The organism is Paucibacter sp. M5-1 (assembly GCF_027498415.2).
Taxonomy (GTDB): Bacteria; Pseudomonadota; Gammaproteobacteria; order Burkholderiales; family Burkholderiaceae_C; genus Roseateles_E.
Genome location: NZ_JAPZLM020000001.1, coordinates 3881917 through 3907275 on the forward strand (window position 1 = coordinate 3881917; position 25359 = coordinate 3907275).

Consider the following 25359-nt stretch of genomic DNA (forward strand, 5'->3'; position numbering starts at 1 on the left):
CTCAGCGCGCGGCGCTGTTCGCGTCCTGCTTGGCGGCCAGCGTGGTCTTGGCGGGGTAGAGCTGGGGGTGGCGCTGGCGCGGCGTCAGGCCGTCCTCGCCGACCGGCAGCGTGCCATTGAGCCGGGCCTCGGCCAGCTCGGCCTTGATCTGCTCGCGGCTCTTCTCGCCAGCATCGCGCGCGGCCAGCGCGGGGCCGGCGAGCAGCAGGGTGGCGCTGCACAGGGAGATCAGGGTGAGCTTGTTCATCGGGTGATCCTTTGCATGAAGTGGAGACCTCACTGTAGAAAGGCGTCGCTGGCCGGGCGCTGACGGCGCGATGACAAAGCTGTCATCCGCCGCTCCGGCGCTTCAGGCATGCTGGCGGCCTTGCAAACAGGAGAAGGTCTTGCGCATCCTGGTGGTCGAAGACGAGCCCAAGACGGGCGACTATCTGAAGAAGGGCCTGGGCGAGTCGGGCTTTGTGGTCGATGTCGCGAGCGACGGCATCACCGGTCTGCACCTGGCCCAGCAGCAGGGCTACGACCTGATCGTGCTCGATGTGATGCTGCCGGGCATGGACGGCTGGCGCGTGCTGCGCCGGCTGCGCGAGGGCCGCGACACGCGGGCCACGCCGGTGATCTTCCTGACCGCGCGCGACGCGCTGGAAGACCGGGTCCAGGGCCTCGAACAGGGCGCCGACGACTATCTGGTCAAGCCCTTTGCCTTCGCCGAGCTGCTGGCCCGCATCCGCACGCTGCTGAGGCGCGGGCCGCTGCGCGAGGAGGAGCTGCTGGCCGTCGACGATCTGCTGCTGAACGTGCCGGCGCGCGTCGTGACCCGGGCCGGCGAGCGCGTGCATCTGAGCGCGCGCGAGTTCGCGCTGCTGCATCTGCTGATGCGGCGCCAGGGCGAGGTGCTGTCGCGCAGCCAGATCGCGTCGCTGGTCTGGGACATGAATTTCGACAGCGACACCAATGTCGTCGATGTCGCGGTGCGGCGCCTGCGCCTGCGCATCAACGACCCGGTGCCGGGCCGGCTGATCCATGCGGTGCGCGGCATGGGCTATGTCTGCGAGCTGCGCCCATGAGCCGCCTGCCGCTGAGCTGGCGCCTGGGTCTGCTGTTCGCGGCGCTGGTGGCCTTGAGTTGTGGCTCGCTGGGCGTCTATCTCTACCAATCCTTCGCCCAGCAGCTGGAGCGCCGCGATGATCTGCAGCTGCTGGGTCAGCTGCGCCATCTGCGCCAGCTGCTGGCCCACACGGCCGCGCCCCGGCTGCTGCTGGACCAGCCGCAGTACCTGCGCGACACGATGAGTGCCGACAGCAATGTCTATGTGCTGGTGCACGACGAGGCGGGCCGCCTGCTGCTGGACGTGCATCCGGGCCACGAGCCGCTGCCGACGCCGGACCCGGTGCCGCTGGGACGGGCCGCCGGCCTCGGCGATATCCGCTACTGGACCACGGTTGCCGGCGTGCCGGCCGCCGCGGTGGGAGCGCTGTCGCCGCTGGGTTCGGGCCGCAATGTGCGCATCACGGTGGCGCGCATCTGCAATGAGCGCACCGAGCTGCTGGCCGACTACCGGCGCCGCATCTGGTTCAGCGTGCTGTTCTTCGCCGTCGCGGGCGGCGCGCTGGCGCTGGGGCTGATGTGGCAAGGCCTGGCCCCGCTGCGCCGCCTGGCCCGCGAAGCCGGCCGCATCACCGCCCAGCGGCTCTCGACCCGGCTGTCCGAGCGGGCGGCCCCGGCCGAGATGCGCGGCCTGATCGCCGCCTTCAATGCGATGCTGCTGCGCCTGGAGCAGGGCTTTGCCCAGGTCAACCAGTTCGCCGCCGATCTGGCTCATGAGCTGCGCACGCCGGTCGGCAATCTGCTGGGCCAGAGCCAGGTGATGCTGGCGCGCCCGCGCAGCGCCGAGGATTACCAGGCCCTGCTGGGCTCGAACATCGAGGAGCTGGAGCGGCTGAACCGCATGATAGACAGCATGCTGTTCCTGGCCCGCGCCGAGCACAGCGCGGTGGCGCTGCAGCGCCAGGCGCTGGACCCGGCCGCGGAGCTGGCGCGCCAGGCCGACTACTTCCAGGACCTGGCCGAGGAGCGCGGGCTGCGCCTGCTCACGAGCGTCGTCGGCAGCGAGCCGCTGCAGGCCGACACCATGCTGCTGCGCCGCGCGCTGGCGAACCTGCTGGCCAATGCCGTGCAGCATGCCAAGCCCGGCAGCGAGGTCCGGCTGAGCGCACGGCGGCGGCCCGGTGCCTGGGAGCTCAGCGTCGACAACAGCGGCGAGCCGCTGCCGGCCGAACTGCTGGAGCGGCTGTTCGAGCGCTTCTACCGCGCCGATCCGGCGCGCGCCGACTCGGCCCGCTCCAGCGGCCTGGGTCTGGCCATCGTGCGCTCCATCATGACCTTGCACGGCGGCAGTGCGACGGTGGTCCAGCCGGCCGCCGGCGATATCAGCTTCCGGCTGTGCTTCCCCGATGCAGCTCCTCCTGCAGCCAGTCCCGCAGCGCCAGCAGCGGGGGCCAGGTCTTGAGGGCAGGCGGATAGGTCAGGTGGTAGGGCTTGGCATGCACATAGTGGATGGCCAGCGGCGAGAGCCGCACCAGCTTGCCCTCGCGCAGCGCATCCATCGCCAGGATCTCGCGCGAGATCGCCAGCCCCAGGTCCTGCTCGGCCGCCTGCAGCATCAGGCCGGCATCGTTGAACAGCGCCACCGGCGTGACCGTGCGCTGCACGCCGGCGGCCGCGAACCATTGCTCCCAGGGCTCGGCATGGCCCAGCAGCGGCTCTTCGCCGAGCGCGCCGGCGTCCGCCGCGCTGCGCCGCCGGCCCAGGCCCAGGCGCTTGGCCGCTGCTGGTGAGCCGACCACGACCATCGGCACCTCGGTGCCTATCAGCTCCTCGGCCTCTAGCCCCGGCCAGGGGCCGCGGCCCTGGCGGATGCCGGCATGAAAACCCTCGCGCCCCAGATCGCTGAGCTGGGCTGTCGCGCTGATTTCCAGTGCCAGGTTCGGATGGCGGGCGCGCCAGCGCTGCATGCGCGGCAGCAGCCAGCGCTGCGCGAACGAGGGCAGCACCGACAGTCGCAGGCTCTGCGCCTCCAGCCCGGCCGCCGCAGCCGCCGCACTGACGCCGCGGTCCAGCTCGGCCAGGGCCTTGTTGACGCTGGCCAGCAAGGCCTCGCCGGCGTTGTTGAGCAGCAGGCGGCGGCCGCGCCGCTCGAACAGCGCATGGCCCAGCTGCGTCTCCAGCGCGCGCAGCTGGTGGCTCAGCGCGCTGTGCGTCAGGTGCAGGGTCTCGGCCGCCGCACGCAGATTCTGGGTCTGGGCGATGACGCGAAAGGTCGGCAGGGTGTTGAGCGGCAGGCGCGCCATGGCAGGCCCTCTGCTGGTTAGTTATTTCGACCATACCAGAGAAAAACAATCAATTCCATTGCCCAAGGCGGCGACCTATCCTGAGTTCACTCGATAGGAGATCCGCCATGCTTCACTCTGCCACCGGCGCTTGCGCCGACTCGCTCGCCCGCTCCGTCCCCGCATCCTTCGCTGACCGTTGGCATCGCTGGGGGCGGGGGCTGTGGTCGCTGCTTTTCGACACCGCCGCCCGCCCGAGCGAGCCCGAGCGGCTCGATGACCTGGATGCCCGCAGCTTGCGCGATATCGGCTGGTGGTGCGTCGGTAGTCGGCGTGCCGATCACGAGAACCTGGCAAGCCACCGCATCGATTTCTTTCTCTGAGCGGCGCCCCCGGATTGCGGGGGCGCCGCTTGCCAGTGCCGGTGCTTTGGGGACTAATGCACGAAGTCGTCAACTGCATGGCGCGAAGCAACAATGGCTTACAGACGCCGGTGTTGCCCCGTCCCTAAGCTGGGCGCCGGCCGGGATTGATCACCCCGGGCCGGCAGTAACAGGGAGTTTGCGAGAGCGATGATGCGGGCCACGGAGTCCGCGCAGGTCTCTCGTTCTGTACGGAGCAGCCACCATGGCGCTTACAGCAATTGCATTGGCCGCCAGTCTGGCCAGCAGCGGGACTTGTTCCTGGGACCCCGCCTCCCAGCAGACTTTCGATGGCGATGTCGCCACCGTGGTGGATCGCTTCCAGGATCTCTCGCCCGAACTCCGCGCCAAGCTGCGTCAGCGCATGGACCGGCAGCGCTTCGACGAGCTGGTCTGGATCCGGCGCGACGGCGTGTTCGGCGCCCAGAGCTATGGACAGGAACTGCAGGGATTGCAGATGTCCGCCGACGCAGTCTGCGCGCAACCGGATCGCTCGCAGTGGAGCGCGGTCATGGCGGAGCCGGCGCTGAGCTATTGCGAGGCGCGCCACTGCCTGCTGGTCACACTCAATGGCCGTCATGTGCTGCGCGTGGCACGCACCGGGCTCTCGACCGAGGCGACCCTGGCCGGTCTGGACCCACAGCAGGTGCTCAAGGAACAGCCGCCGGCCGCCGGCGTGCCGCAGCACGCGCCCGGCCGTTTGATCGTCGGCGCACGGGCCGGGCTGGCCGAGGGCGAGCTCGGCAAGATCAGCGGCCTGCATGGCGGCAAGGCGCGGCGCCTGGGGCGCAGCGATCTCTATGTCGTCGATCTGCCCGGCAATGCCTCGGAGAAGGCCGTGCAGGCCCTGCTTAGCAAGCATCCGCAGCTGCGCTTTGCCGAACTGGACCAGCGCGTCGCGCCGGCATTGGCCGTCAACGATCCCTATGCCGGCAGCCAGTGGCATCTCGGCAAGATCGGTGCACATCAGGCCTGGGATATCACGCAGGGAGCGGGCATCACGATTGCCGTGCTGGACTCCGGTATCGACGCCGCCCATCCGGACCTGGCCGCGCGCCTGGTGCCGGGCTGGAACGTCATCGACGGCAACTCGAACACCGCCGATGTCAATGGCCACGGCACGGCCGTCGCTGGCGCTGCGGTGGCCACGCTGAACAATGGCACCGGCGTTGCGGCCGTGGCCGGCCTGGCCCGGCTGATGCCGGTGCGCATCGCCGACGCCAATGCCTATGCCTACTGGAGCACGGTGGCTCAGGGTCTGATCTGGGCCGCCGACAACGGAGCGCGCGTGGCCAATATCAGCTATGGCGGCGTGACCGGCAGTTCCTCGGTGCGCAGCGCCGCCCAGTACATGAAGAGCAAGGGCGGCCTGGTGGTGGTGTCGGCCGGCAATACCGGCATCGAGGAAACCACCGGGGCGAGCACCAGCATGATCACGGTCTCGGCCACCGACGCGAATGACCAGCGCAGCAGCTGGTCCAGCTACGGCAGCTATGTGACCCTGGCCGCGCCCGGCCAGGACATCTGGACCACCACCCGCGGCGGTGGCTATCAGGCCTGGTGGGGCACCTCGCTGTCCAGCCCGGTGGTGGCCGGCGTGGTCGGGCTGATGATGGCGGCCAAGCCCTCGCTGGCCAGCGACCAGATCGAAAGCCTGCTCTACTCGACCGCGCTGGATCTGGGCACGGCCGGCCGCGACAAGCTCTACGGCCATGGTCGGGTCAATGCAGCGGCGGCGGTCCAGGCCAGCCTGGCGGCGCAGGCGCCTGACACCCAGGCACCGACGGTGGCGATCGGCGGCCCGCAGGGCGGCAGCACGGTCGGCGGCCTGGTGGCGGTGGATGTCAATGCCAGCGACAACGTCGGCGTCGTGCGGGTTGAGCTGCGCGCCAACGGCAGCCTGGTGGCCAGCGACACCAGCGCGCCCTATGCCTTCAGCTGGGATTCCAGCAAGGTGGCCAACGGTTCGGCAAGCCTGAGCGCTCAGGCCTTCGATGCGGCCGGCAACAGCGCTGCCTCGGCGGCGCTGACCGTCATGGTGTCGAACGCACCGGCCGTGACCGTGGTCGACAGCACGCCCCCGGTGGTGGCCATCAGCAACCCTGCCAACGGCGCCAAGGTGTCGGGCACGGTCGGCATTACGGTGCAGGCCTCCGATGATTCTGGTGCGGCCGGCATCACGCAGACCTTGTTGATCGATGGCAAGGTGGTCGCCACGGCCAACGGTGGCACGCTCAGCTACAGCTGGAATACCCGCAAGCTCAAGGCCGGCGCCCACAGCATCAGTGCTACCGCCAAGGATGCCGCCGGCAACACCCGCAGCATCAGCATCCAGGTCAGCCTCTGAAAGCAAAGAAACCCGCCTGCCGGCGGGTTTCTTGATCGAAGAAGCTGAGACTTCAGGCGACGACTTTGCGACGACGACCGGCTGCCGCGCCCAGCAGGGCCAATCCTGCCAAGGCCAGGCTGCCCGGCTCCGGCACGGTGGAACCACCGCCGCCGCCGCTGCCACCGCCGCCGCCATCGTCACCCTCGCGACCCCAGATCGATACATGCGAGATGGCTCCACCATTGGGCCAGAAACCGTCGAGGAAGATGCTCTCGGTACCGTCCCAGGCGCTCAGGTCGTAGAAGTAGTAGGACGGGGCATGATTGCCATCCTTGATGGCCATATAGCAGTCGGGGCAGGCGATGCTGGCGCCGCTGAGGTACTCGATCAAGGCATCGGCCGGGTCGTTGGCCGGATTCGAGAATGTCGTCTTGTAGCTGCCTGCAAAGGTTCCGGAGTCTGAACCCAGGCCTGATCCGCCCGAGACATCCGATTTGTAGAGCAGGCTCAAGGAGCCGTCCGGTGCGCCAAGACCGAACTGTGAATAGACGCAGTCGGGTTCGCAGTTCGAGTTGCCAAGATTGGCGCCGATCATGCCGACCGAGCTGGGTGTCAAAGTCAGGGTGGCCTGAGCAGGCATGCTGGTCGCCGCCAGGGCCAGGCCAAGGGCCGCAAGCAGTGACGAGGGGCTGGACAAGGCTTTGGAAAGGACCTGGGACTTCATGGCTGTTCTCCTTGGCTGGCTTTGGGCTGGCTGGTGAAGCAAGAAAAGCAAACTTGATGCCATTTACCTAAGTCATTGTTTTGTAATCTGTTTGTAACTTGGCCTGGCGCCGAGTGGCGGAATTTGTAAAGTCAACCGACAAACATGGGGGCAGGTGACAGGTCTGCTTGATGCCGGCACGCCGGTTGCTCATCCATCATGGTCATTGGTTTTCTGGCCAGCCTGGGGCAAACCCCTGTCTGTACTTTGTATCCAAAGTCCATCGCGCGACCGAGGCGCCGGCCGACTAGCGTCAGAATGGCGGCTGTTGTAGGCAGAGCCAGCGGTGCGGTCGATGAATCTTGTGAGTGGTGGGGAAGCCCCGGAAGCGTTTGAATGGCAGAGCCGCGTGCGTCTGGTCGACGAGGTAGCGCGGGTGCTGCGCCAGCGCATCTATACCGGCTTCTACCCGCCCGGCGAGCTGCTGCGCCAGGTGCAGCTGTCGGAAGACCTGAAGGTCAGCCGCACGCCGCTGCGCGAGGCGCTGCGCATGCTGCAGAGCGAGGGCCTGGTCGAGGCCGACGGGGTGCGCGGCGTCAGCGTCGCGCGGGCCGACCGGCGCCGGCTGCTGGACGCCTACACGATGCGCGAGATGCTGGACGGCCTGGCCGCACGCCAGGCGGCCGAGCGCGGCGCCGAGCGCGCGCATGCGCTGCTCGACCCGATGATCGCGGCCCAGCGCCGCACCTTGGAGCCCTGGTCGCCGGCCGACTACACCCGCTTCAATGTGGACTTCCACTCGGCCATCATCGCGCTGGCCGACAATGAGTTTCTCAACGCCCAGCTGGCCCTGGTGCGCAAGACCTCGCAGGTGTTTGCGCCGGCCGTGCTGATCAGCCATGAGCGCGCCGGCCCCGCCATCGCGGAGCATGAGCGCATCGTCGCGGCGATTGCCTCGGGCGATGGCGACGCCGCCGAGCGCCTGGGCCGCGCCCATATCCACGAGACGATTCTGTGCCTGCGGCGCGAGCTGGATGGCGGCGCGCCCCACGGCGCGACGGTGCCGCCTGCCGTGATCGGGCGTCGGCGCCCGGCCGCATGAGCCTGTTCCTGCTCAAGCGCTTTGCCACGCTGATCGCCACGCTGCTGGCGGCCTCCTTGCTGGTGTTTGGCGTGCTGGAGGTGCTGCCCGGCAATGCGGCCCAGCTCTTGATGGGGCCGGATGCCGCGCCCGAGGCGGTGGCCGCACTGGCCGAAAAACTGGGCCTCAACGACAGCGCCTGGACCCGCTACGGGGCCTGGCTGGCGGGGCTGCTGCTGCGCGGCGATATGGGCTTGTCTTACGCCTACAGCACGCCGGTGGCCGAGCTGATTGCCGAGCGCCTGGCGTTGACCGTGCCGCTGGCGCTGATCGCGATGGCGCTGACCACGGTGATCGCGCTGTCGGCCGGCGTCTATGCGGCCTCGCGCCACAACCAGGCCGGCGATGTCGGCATCATGGGCCTGAGCCAGCTGGGCATCGCGGTGCCGAATTTCTGGTTCGCGATCCTGCTGATCCTGCTGTTCGCGGTGCATCTGCAATGGCTGCCGGCCGGTGGCTTCCCGGGCTGGCGCGAGGACGATGGTGGCGGCATCTGGCCGGCGCTGCAGGCCCTGCTGCTGCCGGCCGTCTCGCTGGCCGTGGTGCAGGCGGCCATCCTGGCCCGCATCACCCGCTCGGCGATGCTGGAGGTCTTGCGCGAGGATTTCGTCCGCAGCGCGCGTGCCAAGGGCCTGAGCCGGCGCGGCGCGCTGTGGGGCCATGCGCTGCGCAACGCGATGATTCCGGTGCTGACCGTGATGGGCCTGCAGTTCGCCAATCTGCTGGCCGGCACCATCGTGGTCGAGAACGTGTTCTATCTGCCGGGCCTGGGCCGGCTGATCTTCCAGGCCATCGCCAACCGCGATCTGATCGTGGTGCGCAATGCGGTGCTGCTGCTGGCGGTCATGGTGATCGTCGTCAACTTCGTCGTCGATGTGCTCTATGCCTGGATCGATCCGCGCATCAAGGCGGCGGATCTATGAGGCGCGCGCTGAAACACCCCAGCTTTGTTCTTGGCGCCGCGCTGACCGCGCTGCTGCTGCTGGCGGCCCTGCTGTCCCTGCTCTGGACCCCCTGGCCGCCCTACGAGATCGACATCCCGGCCAAGCTGCAGGCGCCCAGCGCGGCCCACTGGCTGGGCACCGACGCGCTGGGCCGCGACATCGCCAGCCTGCTGCTGCTGGGCGCGCGCAACTCCATCCTGGTCGGCGTGATCGCCGTGGGCATCGGTCTTGGCATCGGTACCCTGCTGGGCCTGTGGGCGGCGGCGCGGCGCGGCTGGGTCGAGGAGGCGGTGATGCGCTTCTCGGACTTCAGCTTCGCCTTCCCGGCCATCCTGCTGGCCATCATGATGACGGCGGTGTTCGGCCCCGGCATCGTCAACGCCATCATCGCGATCGGCATCCACAACATCCCGACCTTCGCCCGCATCAGCCGCGCCAGCGCCAAGGCGCAATGGGCGCGCGACTATGTGCTGGCCGCGCGGGCCTGCGGCAAGGGCGCCTGGCGCATCAGCGTCGAGCATGTGCTGCCGAACATCGCCTCGGTGCTGATCGTGCAGGCGACGATCCAGTTCGCGCTGGCGATACTCGCCGAGGCCGCGCTGTCCTATCTGGGCCTGGGCACCCAGCCGCCCGAGCCCAGCTGGGGCCGCATGCTGGCCGAGGCGCAGACGCTGATGTTCCAGGCGCCGCTGCTGGCGGTTTTCCCCGGTCTGGCCATCATGGCCGCGGTGCTGGGACTGAATCTGCTGGGAGATGGCTTGCGCGACCTGCTCGACCCCAAGCTGGCGAGGGCGCGCTGATGCTGGAAGTCAAGGACCTGCGCGTGCAGCTGCAGACCCGGCGCGGCCCGGCCGAGGCGGTGCGCGGCCTGAGCTTCGAGCTGGCGCGCGGAGAGACGCTGGGCCTGATCGGCGAATCGGGCTGCGGCAAGTCGCTGACTGCGCTGGCGCTGATGGGCTTGCTGCCCGACAGCGCCCAGGTCAGCGGCGAAATCCGCTTCCAGGGTCAGGACTTGCTGGCGCTGAGTGACCGCGAGCGCAGCGCGCTGCGCGGCAACCGCATGGCCATGGTGTTCCAGGAGCCGATGACGGCGCTGAACCCGCTGCACCGTGTCGGCGCCCAGGTGGCCGAGGCGCTGCGCCTGCACCGGGGCTGGGGCGCGGCGCCGGCGCTGGAGGAGGCGGTGCGCCTGCTGGACCGCGTCGGCCTGCCCGACGCGAGGCGGCGTGCCTTGGCCTATCCGCACGAGCTGTCCGGTGGTCAGCGCCAGCGGGTGAGCATCGCGATGGCGCTGGCCTGCGAGCCCGATCTGCTGATCGCCGACGAACCGACCACCGCGCTGGATGTGACGATACAGGGCCAGATCCTGGACCTGCTGGCCGAGCTGGTCGAGGAGCGTGGCATGGGCCTGATCCTGATCTCGCACGACCTCGGCGTGATCGCCGAGAACGTGGGGCAGATGCTGGTGATGTACGGCGGCAGCGTGGTTGAGCGCGGGCCGACCGCAGCCGTGTTCGAGCGCATCGGCCATCCCTACACCCAAGGCCTGTTCGCCGCCCGGCCACGGCTGGGCATGGCGCGCGGCGCGCGGCTGCAGACGATTGCCGGCAGCGTGCCCGAGCTTGCGGACCTGCCCGCTGGCTGCCCCTTCAGCGCGCGTTGCCGGCTGGCGACGGCCGAATGCGCTGACACGCGCCCGCCGGCGCTGGCCATGCCGCAGCCGGGGCATGAGGTCAGCTGCCTGCATCTGGAGGAGGCGTTGCGTGGCCGATGATGCGCTGCTGAAGGTCGAGAACCTGCATCGCCACTACCGGCTGCCGCGCGAGCGCCTGTTCGCGCCGGCGCCGAGTTTGCAGGCGCTGCGCGGTGTCGATCTCGAGCTGCGGGCCGGCCAGTCGCTGGGCGTGGTCGGCGAGTCGGGTTCGGGCAAGAGCACCCTGGCGCGGGCGGTGATGGCGCTGGAGACGCCGGACCAGGGTCGGGTCTTGCTGAAGGGGCAGGACCTGCATGCGCTGCCGCCGGCCGCGCTGAGGGCGGCGCGGCGCGACTTCCAGATGGTGTTCCAGGACCCTTATGGCTCGCTGGACCCGCGCCGCAAGGTCGGCCGCATCGTCGCCGAACCCCTGGTGTCGCTGACCTCCGCAGGGCCGGCCGAGCAGCGCGAGCGGGTGCTCGACAGCCTGCTGGCCGTGGGCCTGCGCGAGGCCGATCTGGACAAGTATCCGCATGAATTCTCCGGCGGCCAGCGCCAGCGCATCGCGATCGCGCGCGCGCTGGTGACGCGGCCGCAGCTGATCGTCGCCGACGAGCCGGTCAGCGCGCTGGATGTCTCGGTGCAGGCCCAGGTGCTGAACCTGCTGCAGGACCTGCGCGAGCGCTATGGGCTCTCCTATTTGCTGATCAGCCATGACCTGGCCGTGGTCGACCATGTCTGCGACCAGCTCATCGTGCTCTACCAGGGCCGGGTGGTGGAGCAGGGCAGCCCCGAGGCGCTGTTCCGCCTGGCCGCCCATCCCTACACCCAGGCCTTGCTGGACGCGGTGCCGCGTGCGCGGCCGACGGGCCAGCGGCGGCGCGGCAGGCCTGCCGTAGTGCCGATACAGTCACGGCCGATGGCAAGACCTGGCACCGGCTGCGACTTCGCGCCGCGCTGCCCGCATGCGAGCCCGCGCTGCGCGGCCGAGGCGCCGCTGCTGCGCGAGCTGGGGGCGGGGCAGCGCGCGGCATGCCATCATGCCGAGAAGATTTTGCAAACCCGGATTGCAGCGGAGGATTCCAGATGTTGATGAAGCAATTGATACTGGCCACGAGTCTGGCCGCACTGGGGCTGCTGAGTGCGGGCGTCCAGGCGCAGGCCAGGAAGGACAGCCTGGTGCTGGCGATGACGCTGGAGCCGCCGGGCCTGGACCCGACCGCCGGCGCGGCCTCGGCGATTGCCGAGATCGTCCAGTACAACATCTTCGAGACCCTGAGCAAGATCGGCCCGGACGGCAAGGTCAGCCCGCTGCTGGCCGAGAGCTGGGAGGTCTCGCCGGACCTGAAGACCTATACCTTCAAGCTGCGCAAGGGCGTCAAGTTCCAGAACGGCGAGCCCTTCGATGCAGCGGCGGTGAAGTTCAGCTTCGAGCGTGCGGCCGCCGAGAAAAGCGTCAACAAGGACAAGCGCCTGTTCGCCGCGATGGACTTCATCGCGACGCCCGATCCGCACACCGTGGTGATCGGCCTGAAGACCATAGAGCCGGATTTCCTGTTCCTGATCGGCCAGGCCACGGCCATCATCGTCGAGCCCAAGAGTGCCGAGAGCAATGCCACCCGGCCGGTCGGCACCGGGCCCTACAAGCTGGAGAGCTGGGCCAAGGGCTCGGCCGTCACGCTGACCCGCTGGGACGGCTACCGCGCCGCGCCGCAGCTGAAGATACGCCGCGTCAGCTTCCGCTTCATCAGCGACCCGGCGGCCCAGGTGGCGGCCCTGCTGTCGGGCGATGTCGACGCCTTCCCACGTGTGGCCGCGGCGCGCAGCCTGGGCCAGTTCAGCAGCGACAAGCGTTTCCAGGTCATCAAGGCCGGTTCGCGGGCCAAGACCATCCTGGCGATCAACAACAAGAAAAAACCGCTGGACGATGTGCGGGTGCGCCGCGCGATCGCCGCCGCGCTGGACCGCAAGTCCATCATCGAGGCGGCGGCCGATGGCTTCGGTGTGCCCATCGGCAGCCACTACGTGCCCGGCGCGCTGGGCTATCTGGACACGACCGCCCTCAACCCCTTCGACCCCAACAAGGCCCGCGCGCTGCTGAAGGAGGCGGGCGTGGCAACGCCGCTGGAGCTGAGCCTGAAGCTTCCGCCCACACCCTATGCGCGCCAGGGGGGTGAGGTGGTCGCGGCCCAGCTGGCCAAGGTGGGCATCGTCGCGAAGATAGAGAACGTCGAGTGGGCGCAGTGGTTGTCGGGTGTCTACACCAACAAGCAGTACGACCTGAGCCTGATCAGCCATGTCGAACCCTTTGATCTGAACAACTACGCCAAGCCCGGCTATTACTGGGGCTATGAGAACCCGGCGTTTGCCAAGCTGCTGGAGCGCATCAACAACACGCCGCGCGAGGCCGAACGCGCCAAGCTGCTGGGCGAGGCGCAGCGTCTGCTGGCGCAGGACGCGGTCAACGCCTATCTCTACCAGCCGGTCTGGCTGACGGTGGCCAAGCGTCAGCTCAAGGGCTTGTGGACGGATATGCCGGTCTTTGTCAACGACATCTCGGCGTTGAGCTGGGAATGAGCGCGCCGCTGTTCTCGCTCAGCGCCGTCGAGCTGCTGGACGGCTACCGCCGCCGCGCCTTCTCGCCGGTCGAGGTCACGCAAGCGGTGCTGGCCCATATCGGGCAGTGGGAACCGCAGCTTTGCGCGCTCTATGCGCCGGACCCGGAGGCCGCACTGGCCCAGGCCCGTGCGTCCGAGGCGCGCTGGTTGAAGGGCGAGGCGCTGGCGCTGGACGGTGTGCCGCTGACCTTGAAGGAAAACATTGCGACGCGCGGCACGCCGATGCCGCTGGGCACGGCCGCCACGGTGCTGAGCCCGGCCACCGAGGATGCGCCGCCGGCGGCCCGCATGCGCGAGGCCGGCGCCGTGCTGCTGGCCAAGACCACGATGCCGGACTACGGCATGCTCAGCTCCGGGCTGTCGAGTTTTCATCCGCTGACCCGCAATCCCTGGAACCTGGACCGCAACCCCGGCGGCTCCAGCGCCGGCGCGGCTGCAGCCGCGGCGGCCGGCTATGGACCGCTGCATCTGGGCACCGATATCGGCGGTTCGCTGCGCCTGCCGGCCTCCTGGTGCGGCATCTTCACCCTGAAGCCCAGCCTCGGCCGCATCCCGATCAAGCCGCCGTTCGCCGGCCGCGTTGCCGGCCCGATGACGCGTACGGTGACCGACGCCGCGCTGATGATGGCTGCGCTGTCCCGTCCCGATTGGCGCGACACGATGAGCCTGCCCGCCCAGGACATCGATTGGCTGAGCCTGGACCGCGATGTCAAAGGCCTGCGCATCGGCCTGATGCTGGACGCCGGCTGGGGCCTGGATGTCGAGCCCGAGACCCGCGCCGCCGTCGAGGCCGCCGCGCGCCTCTTCGAGGCTGCCGGCGCCCGGGTCCAGCCGCTGCCTGCATTCAGCACGCGCGCGATGATCGACGGCCTCGACAAGTTCTGGCGCATGCGCTCCTGGCTGGACATCTCGGCCCTGCCGCCGGAGCGCCAGGTGCTGGTCCTGCCCTATATCCGCGACTGGGTGTCCACCGGCGGGAGCTTGAGCGCGGCCGAGCTGTTCCATGGCTACAGCCAGATGGCGGCCTTCCGCGAGGCGGCGGTCGCGGCCTGCCAGCCCTATGACTATGTGCTGTCGCCGGTCAGCCCTGTGCCGGCCTTCCCGGCCGAATGGGCCAGCCCGATCAACGACCCGCAGCGCCCCTTCGAGCACATCGCCTTCACGCTGCCCTACAACATGAGCGAGCAGCCGGCCGCTTCCATCAACTGCGGCTACACCAAGTCCGGCCTGCCTATCGGCCTGCAGATCATCGGCCAGCGCTTCGACGATCTGGGCGTGCTGCAAGTGGCGCGGGCCTATGAGCAGATGCGGCCCGCGCAGCGCGACTGGCCGCAGCCGCCCGAGGCGCTGGCTGACGATGAGGCCGACGCAGATGCTGACGACGTACCGCTGATCCGCCGTTCCAAGCCGATGGCGAATCGGGGCAGGGCGGGGTATTGATGTGGCGCGGCACCGCCGCATGATCGGGTTCAACAACGATGGATCTGCAACTCAAAGGCCTGCGGGCCGTGGTCACCGGCGGCTCCTCGGGCATAGGCGTGGCCATCGTGCGCACCTTGGCCGCCGAGGGCTGCGAGGTGATGTTTTGCGCGCGTGATCCGGGCCGCATCGAGGCCGCGCTGCGAGCGCTGGAGTGCCTGCCCGGCCGGGTCAGCGCCCGCGCGCTCGATGTCACTGACACGCCAGCACTGCGCGACTGGCTGGGCTCGCTGGGCGGCTTTGACATCTTTGTGCCCAATGTCAGCGCGCTCAGCGGCGACTGGGAGCAGGCGATACGCAGCGATATCCGCGCCACGGTGGAGGCCACCGAGGCCGCCGTGCCTTGGTTGCAGCGCTCGCCGCATGCGGCCATCACCTATATCGGCTCCAAGGCCGGCTCGCTGGCGGCGCCCAACTCGGCGGCCTATGGCGCGGCCAAGGCGGCGCTGGCTCACTACATGAAGTCGCTGTCGGCCCGGTTGCTGCCCGGCGTGCGCGTCAACACCGTGTCGCCCGGCGATACCCTGGTGGTCGATGGTTTCTGGGACCGGGTGCGGCGCGAGGAGCCGGGTCAATTCGCCAAGGTCGTGCAGCGCAACCCGCTGCAGCGCCTGGCCACGCCCGAGGAGATCGCCCGTGTCGTGGCCTTTGTCTCGAGCCCGGCGGCCAGCTTTGTCGCGGGGGCGAACTGGTATGTCGATGGCGGGTCGACGGCGCATGTGCAGATATGAGTCTTGACGACGCGGAGGACCCGGCAAACAAGGCTGCGGCAAGGCCTGTAGCTGTGCTGCTCTATCCGGGCTGTATCTTCTTCGAGATCGCGTTGGCGGCCGAACTGCTGGCGAGTCTTGGTAGCGTATTGCGTTACTACACACCAGATGGCAAGCCGCATCTGGCCTCGATGGGCGCTTGCATCCTGCCGCAGGGTAGTTATGCAGATCTTGCGCGCGATACGGGCGGGCTGGCGGCGGTGCTGGTGCCGGGCGGCGACCCGGGTTCCATCATTCCGCAGCGGCTAGCGACGCCCTGCCTGCGTTCCGCCGCCGAGCGCGGTGTCTTGCTGGCCGGCATCTGCGCCGGCAATCTGGTGCTGGCCAGTGCCGGTCTGTTGCGGGGCCGGCGCGGCACGCACAACTACACGCGGGAGCATGCCAGTCCGGAGGCCGTGGCCTTCACCGCGCCGTTCTGGGAGGGCTTGGTCTTCGAGCGCGCCGATCTGGTGACGGATGAGGGCGCTCGGCTGACTACCGCACAGCCCTGGGCCTATGTGAGCTATGCCGCAGCGGTGGCTCGCGGGCTGGGCCTGCTGAATGAAGCCGAAGCCCAGGCTTTCAGGGCTGGCCACCAAAAGTCCTATGCTGATCCAGACATTGACCGCTGACGGTCAGTACCAAGCCATGCACCTTTCATCACCCCTGTCCCTGTTGTCATTCGAGTGGGCCTGGCGCGAGATCGGCGCCCGGCCCGATAGCGCGGCCGAGCTGCACCGGACCCTGCTGGCCGCTTACGCCGAGCCGCATCGCCACTACCACTCGCAGCAGCATCTCGCTGAGTGCCTGCAGAGCTTCGAGAAGGTGCAGGCGCTGGCGCAGCGGCCGGCCGAGGTCGCGCTGGCGTTGTGGTTTCACGATGCCGTCTATGAGGTCAAGCGTGGTGACAACGAGGAGCAGAGCGCGCTGTGGGCACGCCGAGCCTTGCAGGAGGCGGCGGTGCCGGCCGAGGCTGTCCAGCGTGTGTTTGAGCTCGTGATGGTGACGCGCCATAGCCAACTGCCCGCCGCCGGCGACCCGCAGCTGCTGGTAGACATCGATCTATCTATCCTCGGTGCGCCCGAACCACGTTTTTAGCAGTACGAGCAGCAGATCCGCGCGGAGTACGCTTTCGTGCCCGGCCTGGTGTTCCGATTCAAGCGCCGCGCCATCCTGCGCTCCTTCATTGAGCGGCCACGCATCTACGGCAGCGAGCATTTCCATCAATTGCTGGAGCAGCGCGCCCGCGAGAACCTGGTGCGGGCGGTAGGTGCGGGCCTGCTGAGCCGGTGACTGGCGGCCGACTCAGTTCACCAGCAGCGCACGTACATTGGCGTCCAGCGGGATCGCGTAGTCATGAGCGGCCAGCACCAAGTTTCCTTGCTCGCCGCCGACCAGCTTCAGACTCAGATAGAGGAACTGGGTGGACGCCGTATAGGTGCCCACCACCACAGCCTGGGCCTGGTGCTTGCGGCTGATGTCGCGCAGCTCGCGCGAGAGCAGCAGCGCTCCCTCGCTGTGCTTCATGAACAACTTGTCACGCAGCTTCAGTTCGATGACCGGATAGCCGCGATTGACTAAACGGCCCGAGACCTGCTCCGAGAAGAGCCGGCCCAGACGCGAGGACTCGGTCAACACATCCAGATTCACGAAGGAGGCGACCAGCATCGGCAGACTGGGGTCCAGGGGCGCACTCTGCAGCAGCGCGTCGACGGCCTGCTGGTTGATGGTGATCAGGTCGGCCGGCGGTGCCTTTGTTGCAGCCGGAGGCGCTGCACATGCGCTCAGCAGCAATACCGTTGCGAACAGTACACAGCGGCGCAGCCATCTCGGCAGAGTCGTCTTCATCATCGATCCCCCACCACTTTCCAGGTCTTCAGCAGCGGCACGGCCGGCAACGGCGTAGGGAGATAGAGAGCCGCGTTGTCGGCCTCGACATAGTAGATATCGGTGGTGCGGGCCAGATAGGCACCCTCGGCGCTGATGGCTGTGGAGATCAGTACCTCGCTGCCGGTCGGGCCACCGGCGGCATTGCCTTCACGTGCCAGCCTGGCGCCGTCGGCCAGCGCGCCCAAGGCCAGCGTGCTGCCGACCGCCGAGAAACTGCTGTGCTCATGGCGTACCAGGTCGCGCAGCACATGGACGCCGGCGGCCAGTGTCGTGAAGGGCAGAGGATTGGAGTTGGGTGTGCGCTCACTATGACGCACCACCTGGACCTCAATGCTCATTTGCAGCGCTGCTGTGCCGGGCTCACTGGCCACACGAATGCCTTGTTCCAGCAGCCTTGCCATCAGCAGCTTGCGAAAGCTCTGGTGAAAGCTGGTGGGCTCGACCGCCTGCAATAGATAGACCGGTGGTAGCGGGGCCTGCGGCGTCTGCGTGTCGCCGCGCAGCCTGGTAGCGACGCGTTGAGCCACATCCCCGGCCAGCACATCCCAATGATGGATGGCGCGGGCTTTCTTCTGACTGCTGGCTGGATAGTTCTCGGCCTTGGGTACGTCGAGGCTGGTGCAGCCGCCGAGCAGTGACGCCAAAGCGATCAGCGTCCCCGCTGCAACGCATGTCTTGGAACTCATAGGTGGCGCCATCCTTTCTTTGCTTGAAAGGGGTTGGCGACGACTTGCTCGCTGCACTTAAGCCTTGTGTGGTGAGGATCGTGCATATTTCGCTCATTGGCCAAGCGTTCTCAAGCGCTCAAAGGGAGAAGACAAGATATGGACTCGATATCTGAGAAGGTGCCGCCGGCGCCAATGCTGGCTTATCCGGTCTCGATCAAGGCCGTGCTGCGTGCGCCGAACGGCGAGCTGGTGCTGATGCTCAATGAGCGCGATGAATGGGAGCTGCCCGGCGGCCGCATCGAGCCCGGCGAGCTGCCGCGCGAATGCCTGGCGCGCGAGATCGAGGAAGAGCTGGGGCTGCGGGTGGCGGTCGATGCGTCGCCGCTGGATGCCTATCTCTTCGAGGTGATTCCGGGCAAACAGGTGTTCATCTGCACCTACCGGGCTCGCTTGTCGGTCGGCGCAGAATTTCTGCCCCGGCTGAGCCATGAGCACTTGCAGATGGGCCTGTTTGCGCCCGAGTCCTTGCCGGCGAACCTGCCGGCCGGCTATCGGGCCTCTGTTCACAAGGCTTGGGCGGCCGAGGAGGGCGGCGGCGATGAGTGAAGCACAGCAGAACAGCAGCGCTGGCATCGCGCTGGCCGAGCATATCCGCAGCCTCGAACGCAGCCGCCTGCGCGCGCTGGTGGCCGCCGACATGGCGACCGCAGGCCCGCTCCATGCCGACGACTTCCAGCTGATCACACCGGGTGGCGTGGCCTTCAGCCGCGATCAATACCTGGGCAAGATAGCGCAGGGCACGCTGCGCTACCTGCGCTGGGAGCCGGATGCCGAGATGGCGGTGCGCGTCAGCGGTCAGGACAGCGCGGCGATACGCTATCAGGCCACGCTGGCCTTCGAGGGCGGCGCGCCGTTTCGCTGCTGGCATATCGACACTTACGAGCGCAATACCCAGGGTCAGTGGCAGGTCGTGTGGTCGCAGGCCACGGCGATCAAGCCGGCCAGCTGAACCCGATCTGACGCTGCCGACGCATGCGCCACAATCACCACCAGACATCCATGTTCCGGAGACTTTCGCCATGAATCACGCCCACACCCTTGCCGCCGAATCCGCGCCCAGCGCCGGCGATCGCCCCGACCGCCTGGAGGAGCAGCTGTCCTTCAAGTCGCGCTTCGTGCTGCTGTTCGGCGAGATCAGCGACACGGTTGCCCATGCCACCTGCCGCCGCCTGCTGGCGCTGGCGGCCGAGTCCGATGCGCCGATCACCTTGCTGATCTCCTCGCCGGGCGGTCATGTGGAATCGGGCGACGCGATCCACGACATGATCAATTTCGTGCGTGCCCCGGTCACCACGGTGGGCACCGGCTGGGTGGCCAGCGCCGGCGCCCATATCTTCCTGGCGCCACCCAAGGAGCGCCGCGTCTGTCTGCCCAACACCCGCTTCATGATCCACCAGCCGGCCGGCGGCGCCGGCGGCCAGGCCTCGGACATCGCGATCCAGGCGCGCGAGATCCTGCGCACCCGCGAGCGCATCGCCCAGGTCATCGCCAAGCAGACCGGCCAGAAGCTCGAGCGCGTGCAGACCGATATGGAACGCGATCACTGGATGAGCGCCGCCGAAGCGATCGACTACGGCATCGTCTCGCGCGTCATCGAGCGCCAGCAAGAGCTGGGCTGATCTTGCATTCGGCACTGCTGCCGGCCGGCGACCGGCTGCTGCTGCGTCCCTTCGACGACGGCGATGCGTCGGCCTTCGCGGCCGCTGCGCGCGAGTCGGTCGCGACGGTGGGGCGCTGGATGCCCTGGTGCAGCGAGGTCTACAGTGAGCAAGATGCGCTCGACTGGTTCGCCGCCTGCCGGGCCGGCGCGGCGGCGGGCACGGCCCATGAGTTCGGCATTTTCGACCGCGAGACCGGCGCCTTCATCGGTGGCACCGGCCTGAATCTGATCAACCACCAGCATCTCTACTGCAATCTGGGCTACTGGGTGCGCCAGTCGCGGCAAGGGCAGGGGGTCGCTGGCCGCTGCGTCCAGGCGCTAGCGGCCCATGCTTTCGGCGTGCTGGGCCTGCGGCGTGTCGAAATCATCGTCGCCGAGGGCAATCGGCCCAGCGAGGCGGTGGCCCGCAAGTCCGGCGCGCTGCTGGAATGCGTGGCCCGCCAGCGCCTGAACATCCGCGGCGTGTCGGTGCCGGCCTCGGTGTTCTCGCTGGTGGCCGGATCGGATCGCTGACCAGCAAGACCTGGCCCCTGCCCAGGGGACATTCCGAGATTGCCTTGTCACGAGGCTTGCATCATGATGCGGCGCAGCCGCCGGCGGCAACTTGGACTGGCCGGCGTGTTGAACCCTTTGGTGGAGGAAGAAACGATGACAACAAAGCAATATGGTGCCGAATTCCTGGGCACGTTCTGGTTGGTGCTGGGTGGCTGCGGCAGCGCGGTGCTGGCGGCTGCGTTTCCGGGCCTGGGCATCGGCTTTGTCGGCGTGTCGCTGGCCTTCGGCCTGACGGTGCTGACGATGGCTTATGCGGTGGGCCATATCTCGGGCGGGCATTTCAACCCGGCCGTCTCGGTGGGCCTGTGGGCCGGCGGCCGCTTCCCGGCCTCGCAACTGCTGCCCTACATCGTTGCCCAGGTGCTGGGCGGTCTGGCGGCCGGCGGCGTGCTCTATCTGATCGCCAGCGGCAAGGCCGGCTTTGATGTGTCGGCCGGTTTCGCGTCGAACGGCTTCGGCGAGCATTCGCCCGGCGGCTACTCGATGCAGGCGGCGCTGATCACCGAGGTGGTGCTGACGGCCTTCTTCCTGATCATCATCCTGGGCGCCACCGACGGCCGCGCGCCGGCCGGCTTTGCGCCGATCGCGATCGGCCTGGCCCTGACCCTGATCCACCTGATCAGCATCCCGGTCACCAACACCTCGGTCAACCCGGCGCGCAGCACCGGCGTGGCGATCTATGTCGGCGGCTGGGCGGTGCAGCAGCTGTGGCTGTTCTGGCTGGCCCCCATCGTCGGCGCGCTGCTGGGTGCGGCCGCCTACCGCGTGGTCGGCGCCAAGTCCTGATCGATCGCAGCAAGACCTGACCCTTCGATGACGAAAGCCGGCCTGCGCAGTCCGTGTCAAAACGGCTGCGAAGGGCGCCAAGAGCAAAGCGCTCCGAGTTTCTCGGAGCGCTTTTGTTTGGGCGCGCGCGAGGTGTCCATTGGAGCGTATTGCGTGACGGTGGGCTGAACAGCCGAAGCCTTGTGTCGGACCGCAACAAACACTGGCACCGGCATCACATAGCTAGCTTTTGCAACATTTGCTGCCCACCCAGCACCGCCAGTGCCCGTTTGACGTTGTAGGCCAGTGTCGCCAACGCGATCTCCGCGCCGGCCCCCGTCAGGCCTCGCATCAGGAAGCGGGGCTTCTCGAAGATGTGGAACTTCAGGGCCGCAAACGGGTGTTCGACGGTGCAGCGGCGCAGCCTCATCGCCTGGGGTGTAGCGCGCTGGTGGATGCGCTGCAATGCCTCTTCGTAGAGATGGCGACTGAGCGTGCGCCGTGGGGCCTGCGTGCAGCGCGCCTTCATCGCGCAAGCGCCGCAATCGCCGGGCTGCGCTGCATAGATCACGACCTTACCCGCCCGATGCAACTGCTTGCGCTGCAGCAGTTTGTCTGCCGGGCAGACGTAGGCGTCAGCCTGTGCGTCGTAGGTGAAGCGGCCTTGGTCGAACAAGTCCCCCTCGCCCTGGTTGTTGACCGCGCGCTTGACGGGGACATGCACCCGCACGCCTTGATCCTCCAGCGCCTGCGCCTGTTCGCCATTGGCATAGCCCGCATCCGCCACCAGCTTGAGCTCCGTGCCGCCCAGGGTCTGCTGCGCCGATTCGCCCATGCGCTGCAGGCAGCCGTTGTCACCCGCCTGCGCGTTGACCTCGTGGGCCACGATCAGGGCATGCTCGGCGTCGACGGCGGTCTGTACGTTGTAGCCCGGGCCCTTGCCCTTGAGCACTACAGCCTCGGGCTCGGTGCTCACGTAGCGCTGCTTGTCGCTGTCCACCTTCGCCAGCTCGGCCTGCTGTAGCTGCAGCCGCGCCAGCGCCTGGCGCAGCGCCTGAGCGTCCAGCTCCGCCTCGCCTTGCTGCTGGTCGGCCGCCTCCAACTCCTGCAGGTACTGCGCAATGCGCTGCTCCAGCTTGGCCTGCAGTTCGGCCCGCTGGACCTCGTCCAGGATGGCCTTGCCGCTGGCCACGGCCTGGAACTTCGTCCCGTCCACGGCCACCCACTCTCCGCGGATCAGACCGGCTTCGGCGCAAAAGCGCACGAACTCGGCCCCGGCTCGGCGTAGCGGCTGCGCGTTGCAGCGACGGAACTCGGCAATGGTCTTGTGGTCGGGCGTGAGCCGGTGCAGCAGCCACATCAGTTCGATGTTGCGCTGGCACTCCCGCTCCAGACGCCTCGATGAGCGCAACCGATTGAGGTAGCCGTACAGGTACAACATCAGCAGGTCCGCCGGGTCGTACGGCGGGCGGCCTGTGGCCTTGCTGTGGGCTCGAGCAAAACCCAGCGCCTTCAGGTCCAGCCGCGCCACGAACGCCGCGATCACCCGGCACACATGCTCCGGTCCGATCAACTCGTCCAGCGACACCGGAAACAGGCTGCCCTGGTCTCGACTCTGTCCTTGCACGTAGCCCATAAGAACAATGCCCTGCAACTTGCGTTGCAGGGCATTGTCTTCAGGCCTTCAGCTTAGCGTCAGAGTATTGACACGGACTGTGCGGGCCGGCTTTTTCATGGGCGTCGCATCGGCATTCTTGTGAAATCCTGAATGCTCAGTTGCGGCGCTGCCGGTTTTTCTTCAGCGGCCCGAGGTTCAAAGTTCGATCCATGGACACGGCGATACCGACAACAAGGATCGCTGGCTCCAGAGCCTCAAACCCAATCCAACCGCAAGCTGAAAAGGAACTATCGATCATGAACAAGCTGACCGCCGTCATCGCCCTTGCCCTGCTGTCGACCACCGGTGCCGCGATGGCCCGGGGCGGGGCCTTCAACGAACTGGGTCGCGACAGCGATGTGAGCGTGAGCGCCGCGGCGCCGCAGACCCGCGCCGCCGTGCTGGCGGAGCTGCACTCCGCTCGCCAGAGCGGCGCGCTGGATCGCCTCAACAGCGAGTCCTATGCACCGCAGATCTCGACCGTGTCGACCAAGAGCCGCGCCGAGGTGCTGGCCGAGCTGCAGCAAGCGCGCGCCAGCGGTGAGCTGGCCTTGCTGAACAGCGAGCATGCCGACTATGCCTATGGCCCGCAGATCCGTCCGCTGCCGCAGACGCTCGCCGGCCAGCCGCGCAGCGCGCAGTAAGCGCGAGCGGATGCACAGGCCGGGTCGCCGCAGGCTCGGCTGATTGCGTCAGCATCACGACAAAGGCGACCTTGTGTCGCCTTTTCTATTGCTTGAATCGGATCCGACAGTGGGAGAATGAGCGGCCTCAGCGGGCCGTGGAGGGCTGGCCGAGCTCAGGAGAACCCCGTCATGCCTTTTGAAGTCCCGGAATTGCTCGGTCCCTATCTGCTGCCGCTGTTGATCGCGGTGCCGCTGGCCATTGTGGTGCTGGTCATCAGCCGCCGCCGTGGCGACGATCTGGACAACACCCGGGCGGCCCCAAGCACGATGCTGCCGCCGACCCAGCCGATGACCTTGGCCGAGCAGGGCCAGCCGGCCTCGCTGCTGCTGGTCGACGACTCGGCGGTGGCGCGCGCCAAGCTGGGCAAGCTGTTCGAGAGCGCCGGCTACCGCGTCACCCTGGCCAAGGACGGCGTCGACGCGCTGGAGCAACTGGCCCAGCAGCATTTCAATGTGATGGTCACCGACCTGGAAATGCCCAACAAGGACGGCTTTGAGCTGATCGCCGATGTGCAGGGCAGTCTGGAGACTGAGGATCTGCCCATCATCGCGATCACCGGCCACGACGAGCTGCACACCCGGGTGCACGACGTGCAGGGGATCTACGGTCTGTTCAAGAAGCCCTGGAACGACCGCGAGCTGCTCAAGCGGGTCGAGGCCCTGGTCTCGATGCGCAAGCCGCGCAAGGCCTGACCCCCGGCCCTGGACCGAGCTAGCGCAACAAGGCCCAGGCCAGCAGCGCCGCAGCCAGTGCTGCCAGCCCCGCGAAGCCGTACAGCAGCAGCCGGCTGCGCAGGCGCAGCATCTCCACCGCCTCGACCAGGCGCGCATTCTGCTCGGCCAGCGACTGCAGCAGGGCCGCGCTCTCGGCCTGCTGCCGGCTCAAGCCGCCCAGCTCGGTCTCCATCTTCTGCAGGCGCTCCAGCGCCTCGGGCAAGGACTGGGGCGGCGGGCTGGGCTGCTCGGCGATCTCGGCCGCCTCGTCCTGGCTGCGCTTGAACAGTTTGCGCGCGCCCTTGACCAGGGCCGGCGTGGCCTCGATCACATCGGCCCAGGGAATCACTTTCAGTGCCAGCAGCCAGGGAATGGCCATCGATACAGCTCCTTGTTGTGCATGAGGTGATTGTGAACCGCTACGCTGGGTTCACCCGCCGTCGCCATTTTGCTAGGCTGCGGGCATTGCCATGTTTGTGAGCCATGCCCATGCGCTGCCGCCATCTCCCGCTCGTTCTCGCCCTGCTCGCCGCCCCGGCGCTGTGGGCCCAGGCCCTGCCGACACCGGCCGTGCTGCAGGCCAGTCTGGCTGCGCCGCCGCAGCCGGTCACGGTGATCGAGCCGCATCTGAGCGTCGGTGGCAAGCAGGTGCGCCTGAGCTATCTGGGCTATCCGATCGCCCAGGTGCTGAGCGCCCATCTGGGGCCCGACTGGCAGAAGACGCCCGGCAAGGAGATCGAGTTCCGCGCGCTGGACGGCTATGTCTCGCGCATTCCGGTCGAGCGCTTCGCCAAGCATCGTGCCTGGCTGGTGCTGGCTCGCCAGGACGGCAGCGAGTTCGTGGTCGACAATCTGGAGCAGAACCAGAAGCGCGTGCCCCTCGGGCCCTACTACCTGGTCTGGGACAATATCGCCGCGCCCGAGTTGCAGGCCGAGGGCGCCAGCGGCTGGCCCTATCAGGTCGCCCAGATCGCGCTGCGCACCAGCAGCAAGACGGCCCTGCTGCCGCCCGGGCTGGCGCCGGGGTTCGAGGTCCAGGCCGGCCTGGCGCAGAAGTTCTGTCTGAACTGCCACCAGGTCAACGGCTTTGGCGGCGACAAGATGCCCATCAATCTGGCGGCCCGTGCCAAGCAGATCGATGCCGCCACCTGGCAGCGCTGGCTGCTCAATCCCAGCGCGGTGAGACCGGGCACGGCCATGCCGCCGCTGCCCGAGGGCCTGGCCGACCGCGAGGCGGTGGCGCGCCAGCTGCACGACTATCTGAAGGCCTTGCCGGTCAGCGAGTAGGCGTCGCCAC

At 68.0% G+C, this 25359-nt stretch carries 31 protein-coding genes; 23 read left to right on the forward strand and 8 right to left on the reverse strand.

Annotation, left to right across the window (positions count from 1 at the left end; genetic code table 11):
* Nucleotide 1: 1 nt before the first annotated feature.
* Nucleotides 2–247: a DUF4148 domain-containing protein gene (locus tag O5M90_RS18275; protein WP_269839861.1), complete on the reverse strand. Its 246-nt coding sequence runs from the start codon at nucleotides 245–247 to the stop codon at nucleotides 2–4.
* Nucleotides 248–386: 139 nt separating this feature from the next.
* Between O5M90_RS18275 and O5M90_RS18280 the strand changes: the two genes are divergently transcribed.
* On the forward strand, nucleotides 387–1067 hold the full coding sequence (locus tag O5M90_RS18280; protein WP_137943824.1) for a heavy metal response regulator transcription factor: 681 nt from the start codon (nucleotides 387–389) through the stop codon (nucleotides 1065–1067).
* On the forward strand, nucleotides 1064–2509 hold the full coding sequence (locus O5M90_RS18285) for a heavy metal sensor histidine kinase (RefSeq protein ID WP_137943825.1): 1446 nt from the start codon (nucleotides 1064–1066) through the stop codon (nucleotides 2507–2509). Before O5M90_RS18280 ends, O5M90_RS18285 begins: the two co-directional genes overlap by 4 nt.
* On the opposite strand, the gene O5M90_RS18290 is transcribed toward O5M90_RS18285, so the two are convergent.
* A complete protein-coding gene (locus O5M90_RS18290) occupies nucleotides 2430–3350 on the reverse strand; it encodes a LysR substrate-binding domain-containing protein (protein ID WP_440402233.1) in 921 nt (306 codons plus the stop codon). The genes O5M90_RS18285 and O5M90_RS18290 overlap by 80 nt on opposite strands.
* Before the next feature lie 107 nt (nucleotides 3351–3457).
* On the opposite strand from O5M90_RS18290, the gene O5M90_RS18295 reads away from it, so the two are divergent.
* Nucleotides 3458–3712, forward strand: a complete 255-nt coding sequence (locus tag O5M90_RS18295; RefSeq protein WP_137943827.1) for a hypothetical protein — start codon at nucleotides 3458–3460, stop codon at nucleotides 3710–3712.
* A gap of 244 nt (nucleotides 3713–3956) precedes the next feature.
* Nucleotides 3957–6098 (forward strand): MHFG family PEP-CTERM protein, encoded by a 2142-nt coding sequence (locus tag O5M90_RS18300; protein WP_269839862.1) that lies wholly within the window; start codon nucleotides 3957–3959, stop codon nucleotides 6096–6098.
* Between the two features lie 52 nt (nucleotides 6099–6150).
* On the opposite strand, the gene O5M90_RS18305 is transcribed toward O5M90_RS18300, so the two are convergent.
* Nucleotides 6151–6804: a PEP-CTERM sorting domain-containing protein gene (locus tag O5M90_RS18305; protein ID WP_137943828.1), complete on the reverse strand. Its 654-nt coding sequence runs from the start codon at nucleotides 6802–6804 to the stop codon at nucleotides 6151–6153.
* Nucleotides 6805–7138: 334 nt separating this feature from the next.
* Between O5M90_RS18305 and O5M90_RS18310 the strand changes: the two genes are divergently transcribed.
* Genes O5M90_RS18310 through O5M90_RS18360 form a run of 11 tightly spaced genes read left to right on the forward strand, consistent with a single transcriptional unit; the run spans nucleotide 7139 to nucleotide 16700 of the window.
* Nucleotides 7139–7885: a GntR family transcriptional regulator gene (locus tag O5M90_RS18310; RefSeq protein WP_262971934.1), complete on the forward strand. Its 747-nt coding sequence runs from the start codon at nucleotides 7139–7141 to the stop codon at nucleotides 7883–7885.
* Nucleotides 7882–8847, forward strand: coding sequence for an ABC transporter permease (locus O5M90_RS18315; RefSeq protein WP_262971933.1), 966 nt, complete (start codon nucleotides 7882–7884; stop codon nucleotides 8845–8847). Before O5M90_RS18310 ends, O5M90_RS18315 begins: the two co-directional genes overlap by 4 nt.
* Entirely contained in the window at nucleotides 8844–9668 is an 825-nt protein-coding gene (locus tag O5M90_RS18320; protein WP_269839864.1) for an ABC transporter permease, read from the forward strand. The genes O5M90_RS18315 and O5M90_RS18320 overlap by 4 nt, the downstream gene beginning before the upstream one ends.
* A complete protein-coding gene (locus O5M90_RS18325; protein ID WP_269839865.1) occupies nucleotides 9668–10642 on the forward strand; it encodes an ABC transporter ATP-binding protein in 975 nt (324 codons plus the stop codon). The genes O5M90_RS18320 and O5M90_RS18325 overlap by 1 nt, the downstream gene beginning before the upstream one ends.
* A complete protein-coding gene (locus O5M90_RS18330; protein WP_269839866.1) occupies nucleotides 10596–11654 on the forward strand; it encodes an ABC transporter ATP-binding protein in 1059 nt (352 codons plus the stop codon). The genes O5M90_RS18325 and O5M90_RS18330 overlap by 47 nt, the downstream gene beginning before the upstream one ends.
* Nucleotides 11648–13138 (forward strand): ABC transporter substrate-binding protein, encoded by a 1491-nt coding sequence (locus O5M90_RS18335; RefSeq protein WP_269839867.1) that lies wholly within the window; start codon nucleotides 11648–11650, stop codon nucleotides 13136–13138. The genes O5M90_RS18330 and O5M90_RS18335 overlap by 7 nt, the downstream gene beginning before the upstream one ends.
* Complete coding sequence (locus tag O5M90_RS18340; RefSeq protein WP_269839868.1) at nucleotides 13135–14619, forward strand: amidase; 1485 nt, start codon at nucleotides 13135–13137, stop codon at nucleotides 14617–14619. Before O5M90_RS18335 ends, O5M90_RS18340 begins: the two co-directional genes overlap by 4 nt.
* 38 nt (nucleotides 14620–14657) lie before the next feature.
* A complete protein-coding gene (locus O5M90_RS18345; RefSeq protein ID WP_269839869.1) occupies nucleotides 14658–15389 on the forward strand; it encodes an SDR family NAD(P)-dependent oxidoreductase in 732 nt (243 codons plus the stop codon).
* 53 nt (nucleotides 15390–15442) lie between these two features.
* Nucleotides 15443–16039: a DJ-1/PfpI family protein gene (locus O5M90_RS18350; RefSeq protein WP_269839870.1), complete on the forward strand. Its 597-nt coding sequence runs from the start codon at nucleotides 15443–15445 to the stop codon at nucleotides 16037–16039.
* Nucleotides 16040–16055: 16 nt separating this feature from the next.
* On the forward strand, nucleotides 16056–16505 hold the full coding sequence (locus O5M90_RS18355) for an HD domain-containing protein (RefSeq protein ID WP_332909471.1): 450 nt from the start codon (nucleotides 16056–16058) through the stop codon (nucleotides 16503–16505).
* Nucleotides 16506–16541: 36 nt separating this feature from the next.
* Nucleotides 16542–16700: a hypothetical protein gene (locus O5M90_RS18360; RefSeq protein ID WP_332909472.1), complete on the forward strand. Its 159-nt coding sequence runs from the start codon at nucleotides 16542–16544 to the stop codon at nucleotides 16698–16700.
* A gap of 12 nt (nucleotides 16701–16712) precedes the next feature.
* Here the strand turns inward: O5M90_RS18360 and O5M90_RS18365 are convergent, their stop codons facing one another.
* Both O5M90_RS18365 and O5M90_RS18370 read right to left on the reverse strand, forming a co-directional pair.
* The gene (locus O5M90_RS18365) at nucleotides 16713–17258 is read right to left on the reverse strand and encodes a FlgO family outer membrane protein (protein ID WP_440402236.1); all 546 of its coding nucleotides are present in this window, start codon (nucleotides 17256–17258) and stop codon (nucleotides 16713–16715) included.
* Complete coding sequence (locus O5M90_RS18370; protein WP_269839872.1) at nucleotides 17255–17983, reverse strand: hypothetical protein; 729 nt, start codon at nucleotides 17981–17983, stop codon at nucleotides 17255–17257. The genes O5M90_RS18365 and O5M90_RS18370 overlap by 4 nt, the downstream gene beginning before the upstream one ends.
* A 138-nt stretch (nucleotides 17984–18121) precedes the next feature.
* On the opposite strand from O5M90_RS18370, the gene O5M90_RS18375 reads away from it, so the two are divergent.
* From O5M90_RS18375 to aqpZ, 5 genes are all read left to right on the forward strand, one after another.
* Nucleotides 18122–18571: an NUDIX hydrolase gene (locus O5M90_RS18375; RefSeq protein WP_269839873.1), complete on the forward strand. Its 450-nt coding sequence runs from the start codon at nucleotides 18122–18124 to the stop codon at nucleotides 18569–18571.
* The gene (locus tag O5M90_RS18380; RefSeq protein WP_269839874.1) at nucleotides 18564–18974 is read left to right on the forward strand and encodes a nuclear transport factor 2 family protein; all 411 of its coding nucleotides are present in this window, start codon (nucleotides 18564–18566) and stop codon (nucleotides 18972–18974) included. Before O5M90_RS18375 ends, O5M90_RS18380 begins: the two co-directional genes overlap by 8 nt.
* Nucleotides 18975–19044: 70 nt before the next feature.
* Nucleotides 19045–19644 (forward strand): ClpP family protease, encoded by a 600-nt coding sequence (locus O5M90_RS18385; protein WP_262971923.1) that lies wholly within the window; start codon nucleotides 19045–19047, stop codon nucleotides 19642–19644.
* 2 nt (nucleotides 19645–19646) lie between these two features.
* The gene (locus O5M90_RS18390) at nucleotides 19647–20198 is read left to right on the forward strand and encodes a GNAT family N-acetyltransferase (RefSeq protein ID WP_269839875.1); all 552 of its coding nucleotides are present in this window, start codon (nucleotides 19647–19649) and stop codon (nucleotides 20196–20198) included.
* A gap of 135 nt (nucleotides 20199–20333) precedes the next feature.
* Nucleotides 20334–21026: an aquaporin Z gene (gene aqpZ / locus O5M90_RS18395; protein ID WP_269839876.1), complete on the forward strand. Its 693-nt coding sequence runs from the start codon at nucleotides 20334–20336 to the stop codon at nucleotides 21024–21026.
* Nucleotides 21027–21240: 214 nt separating this feature from the next.
* Here the strand turns inward: aqpZ and O5M90_RS18400 are convergent, their stop codons facing one another.
* Together O5M90_RS18400 and O5M90_RS18405 are read right to left on the reverse strand one after the other, a co-directional pair.
* Complete coding sequence (locus tag O5M90_RS18400; protein WP_262968893.1) at nucleotides 21241–22641, reverse strand: IS1182 family transposase; 1401 nt, start codon at nucleotides 22639–22641, stop codon at nucleotides 21241–21243.
* 136 nt (nucleotides 22642–22777) lie between these two features.
* Nucleotides 22778–22921: a hypothetical protein gene (locus O5M90_RS18405; protein WP_269839877.1), complete on the reverse strand. Its 144-nt coding sequence runs from the start codon at nucleotides 22919–22921 to the stop codon at nucleotides 22778–22780.
* Between O5M90_RS18405 and O5M90_RS18410 the strand changes: the two genes are divergently transcribed.
* Together O5M90_RS18410 and O5M90_RS18415 are read left to right on the forward strand one after the other, a co-directional pair.
* Nucleotides 22920–23306, forward strand: a complete 387-nt coding sequence (locus O5M90_RS18410) for a DUF4148 domain-containing protein (protein WP_171018323.1) — start codon at nucleotides 22920–22922, stop codon at nucleotides 23304–23306. The two genes, O5M90_RS18405 and O5M90_RS18410, sit on opposite strands and share 2 nt — an antisense overlap.
* A 171-nt stretch (nucleotides 23307–23477) precedes the next feature.
* Nucleotides 23478–24041, forward strand: coding sequence for a response regulator (locus O5M90_RS18415; protein WP_171018324.1), 564 nt, complete (start codon nucleotides 23478–23480; stop codon nucleotides 24039–24041).
* 19 nt (nucleotides 24042–24060) lie between these two features.
* On the opposite strand, the gene O5M90_RS18420 is transcribed toward O5M90_RS18415, so the two are convergent.
* Nucleotides 24061–24441 (reverse strand): hypothetical protein, encoded by a 381-nt coding sequence (locus O5M90_RS18420; protein WP_269839878.1) that lies wholly within the window; start codon nucleotides 24439–24441, stop codon nucleotides 24061–24063.
* A 110-nt stretch (nucleotides 24442–24551) separates the two neighbouring features.
* Here O5M90_RS18420 and O5M90_RS18425 point away from each other — a divergent pair, with 110 nt between their 5' ends.
* Nucleotides 24552–25349: a hypothetical protein gene (locus O5M90_RS18425; protein ID WP_262971919.1), complete on the forward strand. Its 798-nt coding sequence runs from the start codon at nucleotides 24552–24554 to the stop codon at nucleotides 25347–25349.
* The last annotated feature ends 10 nt before the right edge of the window (nucleotides 25350–25359 follow it).

Bases quoted from the DNA above. Each gene is read 5' to 3' on its own strand.
- O5M90_RS18275 (WP_269839861.1), bottom strand. From the start codon at position 247: ATGAACAAGCTCACCCTGATCTCCCTGTGCAGCGCCACCCTGCTGCTC.
- O5M90_RS18285 (WP_137943825.1), top strand. From the start codon at position 1,064: ATGAGCCGCCTGCCGCTGAGCTGGCGCCTGGGTCTGCTGTTCGCGGCG.
- O5M90_RS18290 (WP_440402233.1), bottom strand. From the start codon at position 3,350: ATGGCGCGCCTGCCGCTCAACACCCTGCCGACCTTTCGCGTCATCGCC.
- O5M90_RS18295 (WP_137943827.1), top strand. From the start codon at position 3,458: ATGCTTCACTCTGCCACCGGCGCTTGCGCCGACTCGCTCGCCCGCTCC.
- O5M90_RS18300 (WP_269839862.1), top strand. From the start codon at position 3,957: ATGGCGCTTACAGCAATTGCATTGGCCGCCAGTCTGGCCAGCAGCGGG.
- O5M90_RS18305 (WP_137943828.1), bottom strand. From the start codon at position 6,804: ATGAAGTCCCAGGTCCTTTCCAAAGCCTTGTCCAGCCCCTCGTCACTG.
- O5M90_RS18310 (WP_262971934.1), top strand. From the start codon at position 7,139: ATGAATCTTGTGAGTGGTGGGGAAGCCCCGGAAGCGTTTGAATGGCAG.
- O5M90_RS18315 (WP_262971933.1), top strand. From the start codon at position 7,882: ATGAGCCTGTTCCTGCTCAAGCGCTTTGCCACGCTGATCGCCACGCTG.
- O5M90_RS18320 (WP_269839864.1), top strand. From the start codon at position 8,844: ATGAGGCGCGCGCTGAAACACCCCAGCTTTGTTCTTGGCGCCGCGCTG.
- O5M90_RS18325 (WP_269839865.1), top strand. From the start codon at position 9,668: ATGCTGGAAGTCAAGGACCTGCGCGTGCAGCTGCAGACCCGGCGCGGC.
- O5M90_RS18330 (WP_269839866.1), top strand. From the start codon at position 10,596: ATGAGGTCAGCTGCCTGCATCTGGAGGAGGCGTTGCGTGGCCGATGAT.
- O5M90_RS18335 (WP_269839867.1), top strand. From the start codon at position 11,648: ATGTTGATGAAGCAATTGATACTGGCCACGAGTCTGGCCGCACTGGGG.
- O5M90_RS18340 (WP_269839868.1), top strand. From the start codon at position 13,135: ATGAGCGCGCCGCTGTTCTCGCTCAGCGCCGTCGAGCTGCTGGACGGC.
- O5M90_RS18345 (WP_269839869.1), top strand. From the start codon at position 14,658: ATGGATCTGCAACTCAAAGGCCTGCGGGCCGTGGTCACCGGCGGCTCC.
- O5M90_RS18355 (WP_332909471.1), top strand. From the start codon at position 16,056: ATGCACCTTTCATCACCCCTGTCCCTGTTGTCATTCGAGTGGGCCTGG.
- O5M90_RS18365 (WP_440402236.1), bottom strand. From the start codon at position 17,258: ATGATGAAGACGACTCTGCCGAGATGGCTGCGCCGCTGTGTACTGTTC.
- O5M90_RS18370 (WP_269839872.1), bottom strand. From the start codon at position 17,983: ATGAGTTCCAAGACATGCGTTGCAGCGGGGACGCTGATCGCTTTGGCG.
- O5M90_RS18375 (WP_269839873.1), top strand. From the start codon at position 18,122: ATGGACTCGATATCTGAGAAGGTGCCGCCGGCGCCAATGCTGGCTTAT.
- O5M90_RS18380 (WP_269839874.1), top strand. From the start codon at position 18,564: ATGAGTGAAGCACAGCAGAACAGCAGCGCTGGCATCGCGCTGGCCGAG.
- O5M90_RS18385 (WP_262971923.1), top strand. From the start codon at position 19,045: ATGAATCACGCCCACACCCTTGCCGCCGAATCCGCGCCCAGCGCCGGC.
- aqpZ (WP_269839876.1), top strand. From the start codon at position 20,334: ATGACAACAAAGCAATATGGTGCCGAATTCCTGGGCACGTTCTGGTTG.
- O5M90_RS18400 (WP_262968893.1), bottom strand. From the start codon at position 22,641: ATGGGCTACGTGCAAGGACAGAGTCGAGACCAGGGCAGCCTGTTTCCG.
- O5M90_RS18410 (WP_171018323.1), top strand. From the start codon at position 22,920: ATGAACAAGCTGACCGCCGTCATCGCCCTTGCCCTGCTGTCGACCACC.
- O5M90_RS18405 (WP_269839877.1), bottom strand. From the start codon at position 22,921: ATGATCGATAGTTCCTTTTCAGCTTGCGGTTGGATTGGGTTTGAGGCT.
- O5M90_RS18415 (WP_171018324.1), top strand. From the start codon at position 23,478: ATGCCTTTTGAAGTCCCGGAATTGCTCGGTCCCTATCTGCTGCCGCTG.
- O5M90_RS18420 (WP_269839878.1), bottom strand. From the start codon at position 24,441: ATGGCCATTCCCTGGCTGCTGGCACTGAAAGTGATTCCCTGGGCCGAT.
- O5M90_RS18425 (WP_262971919.1), top strand. From the start codon at position 24,552: ATGCGCTGCCGCCATCTCCCGCTCGTTCTCGCCCTGCTCGCCGCCCCG.